This window comes from Pseudomonas sp. H9 (assembly GCF_004353925.1).
Classification (GTDB): Bacteria; Pseudomonadota; Gammaproteobacteria; order Pseudomonadales; family Pseudomonadaceae; genus Aquipseudomonas.
In genome coordinates, this window is sequence record NZ_SMOK01000043.1 from 1 (window position 1) to 1925 (window position 1925).

The 1925-nt window shown below is 59.7% G+C and carries 1 pseudogene; it reads right to left on the bottom strand.

Going from position 1 to position 1925, the window contains the following annotated elements:
- Window positions 1–71: 71 nt before the first annotated feature.
- A pseudogene (ltrA, locus tag E1573_RS24280) lies at window positions 72–1494 on the bottom strand (group II intron reverse transcriptase/maturase).
- Window positions 1495–1925 lie beyond the last annotated feature (431 nt).

Consider the following 1925-nt stretch of genomic DNA (forward strand, 5'->3'; position numbering starts at 1 on the left):
ATCGAGTAGGAGGCGGGTTTACACCCGCCGTCCTCTCACACCACCGTGCGTACGGTTCCGTACACGGCGGTTCAGGCTACGCGGCTAAGCCGACTAATCGTATCCAGTATCGAGACAAGTCCAAGTCGATCCCATAGTTTCTTCGGTAGCGCCTGATTCACATGTGGCGCACCCGAGTTCCACCATGGGCCCCGGCCATTGAAGGCAGATTTACAAGCACGCTCTCGCCTTAGACCCAGACGCATCAGGTTGCTGGCCCTCGTAGAGGGTTGCTTCCATTGTCGCCAGATGACACAGCGAAGTTTGTGCCTGATCCACCCGTCCAGCTCTTCTAGTGGACGCCTGCTCTGACTGAGCTTGAAATAACTCGCCCAGCCCTGTACCACGGGGTTCAACCGTTCGATGATATAGGCCACCTTACGGCCTCGCGCCCCGCGCAGCAGTTCCTTGAGCCGATCGCGAAGGCGGCCAAGGCTCATTGTCGCCACTCTCAGCCTAGGCTGTTTATGCCAGCTCATCCCGTATCCCAAGTAGTCGCATTTCCACGCCCTTGCCACTTGGCTCTTCTTCCTGTTCACCGTCAGTTTCAGACGCTCTTTCAGGAAGCGCTCAACGCTGGCCAGTACCCGCTCGCCTGCCCGGTGACTACGCACATAAATGTTCGCGTCATCGGCGTAACGCACGAACCGGTGGCCCCGCCGCTCCAGCTCACGATCAAGTTCGTCGAGCAGGATGTTCGACAGCAACGGTGAAAGCGGGCCGCCTTGCGGCGTCCCCTCCTGCCGTGGGCTGACGACACCACCCGACATGATCCCAGCTTCGAGGTAGCGGCGGATGAGCCTGAGCACGCGTTTATCTTCGACACGGCTCTCGATACAGGCCATGAGTCTGTCGTGGTTGACCCGATCAAAGAACTTCTCCAGATCAAGCTCCACGCACCAGCGATGGCCCGCCTCCACATGGGAACGGGCCGTTTCGACGGCTTGGTGGGCGCTTCTGCCCGGACGAAAGCCGTAGCTGTAGTCCGAAAATAGCGGGTCGAAGATTGGCGTGAGCTGTTGCTGCAAGGCTTGCTGGATCAGGCGATCCACAACGCTGGGGATTCCCAGTTGCCGGGTGCCGCCCTGCGGTTTGGGGATTTCAACCGCCCTCACTGCCTGGGGATGGTATTCACCGGCCAGCAATCTGGCCTTGAGAGTTGGCCAATACTGTTTCACGTAGCCCGACAAGTCAGCCACCGTCATGCCATCGGCACCCGGCGCTCCCTTGTTACTGACCACGCGTTGATACGCACGCTTGAGGTTGGCCGGTGCAAGCACCCGCTCCATCAGCGTGTCCGGCTCCGCGTTCGTCCACGTCAGAGACGCCGTCGATGACTGCGCACTGCCAGCCGTCGCTCTCGGATTCTGTCCGGAGCTTGGGGTCACAGTTCTCCCTCGGAGAAATTTCTGCTTTTTCGACATTCGACGAGACTCTGGCGCCTACTGGCGGCATAACCTGTTCGGCCCTTGGTGGCGTGGTTGACCGCCACTTACTACGGCCTCGGCTGACTTCTGCACGCTCATCCCGTCGCCTCTCGACGCTCGGTAGCACAATGGCAAACGTGCAGATCTCCCAGGGTAATTCGCGTGACCTTCCTGCTTATGCCTGTCGGATCTACGCCGCAACGTTCCGTGCAAGTATTGGGCTTTGAAGATGTTTGCCTTCTAACCCCGCTGCGCCGCCTCTATCCGCTTCCTGTTCGTCAGGCCAGCATTTTGCCTCGGGCTTCCTTCAGATTCGCAGTCACCCGCGACACCCTTGCCTCTGGCTAACACTTCCCCTTGCCGGGTGTGTAGAGGACTTTCACCTCCAAGTCACCAGCGAGGCCACCACAGCCAAGCTGGTTGCGCTAACGCGCAACGCGCCATGCCTGGCGCACAAAC